This is a genomic window from Nonlabens ulvanivorans, assembly GCF_000732625.1.
Taxonomy (GTDB): domain Bacteria; phylum Bacteroidota; class Bacteroidia; order Flavobacteriales; family Flavobacteriaceae; genus Nonlabens; species Nonlabens ulvanivorans.
In genome coordinates, this window is record NZ_JPJI01000015.1 from 1 (window position 1) to 1,270 (window position 1,270).

The 1,270-nt window shown below is 39.5% G+C and carries 1 pseudogene; it reads right to left on the minus strand.

Annotation, left to right across the window (positions count from 1 at the left end):
• A pseudogene (locus IL45_RS15080) lies at nucleotides 1-1,270 on the minus strand (hypothetical protein); the annotation flags it as partial.

Below are 1,270 nucleotides of genomic sequence, written 5' to 3' on the forward strand. Positions count from 1 at the left end.
GTATGAGAAATCAGTAATGGTTTGATCGTCTGAACCGATTGAAGCTAAAGGCACAGAAAGTGTACCATTAGAATCGGTGATTTCTAGATTAGCACCATTAACAGCAAAAGCCGTGTTGACCTCGTTAGTAATAGATTCATCAGGATCGGTAGAGTTCACGGTGTAGTTACCATTACCATCATCGGTTACTGTAATCGCACCAGTACCAGCGACAACTGTTTCAGAAAGCTCAGCAAGGTTAACAGTAGAAGTGTTACCATCTTCGAGAGTAATGGTCAATACGTTTGTAACATCATCGTATGAGAAATCAGTAATGGTTTGATCGTCTGAACCGATTGAAGCTAAAGGTACAGAAAGTGTACCATTAGAATCGGTGATTTCTAGATTAGCACCATTAACAGCAAAAGCCGTGTTGACCTCGTTAGCAGAATCTGAATCAGCATCATCAACATTTAAATTTATTGTTGAACCATTAGATATTGAAATATTACCTGGATTACCATCAGTACTAATATCTTGACTCTCTAAGTTTTGTACTAAAGCAGTAAAATTTAGCTGAGTCGTAACACCATCTTCATCGGTGTAATCCAGGCTAGTGTTGTTAGGATTTAATACTAAAGTCGTAAGTGTCTCAGCCGCATTGGTATCAATCGTTACTGGTGTTCCAGCTTCGTTAGTATAGGTAAAAGTACCATCTGTATTATCAACTAGAGTAGTGATGGTTTCTAAGTTCTGAACCAGAGCTGTAAAATCTAATTGAGTCGTTACACCATCTTCATCCGTATAATCAAGATTCGTATCATCCGCATTCAGCACTAAAGTCGTAAGTGTCTCAGCAGCATTCGTATCAATAGTGACTGGTGTTCCAGCTTCATTAGTATACGTAAACGTACCATCGGTGTTATCCACTAGAGTCGTTATGGTTTCCAAGTTCTGAACTAAAGCTGTAAAATCTAGCTGAGTCGTTACACCATCTTCATCGGTATAATCCAAATTCGTATCATCCGCATTCAGCACTAAAGTCGTAAGCGTCTCAGCAGCATTCGTATCAATCGTAACTGGCGTACCAGCTTCATTAGTATAGGTAAACGTACCATCCGTGTTATCCACTAGGGTAGTGATGGTTTCTAAGTTCTGAACCAGAGCTGTAAAATCTAATTGAGTCGTTACACCATCTTCATCCGTATAATCAAGATTCGTATCATCCGCATTCAGTACTAAAGTTGTTAGCGTCTCAGCAGCATTCGTATCAATCGTAACTGGCGTTCCA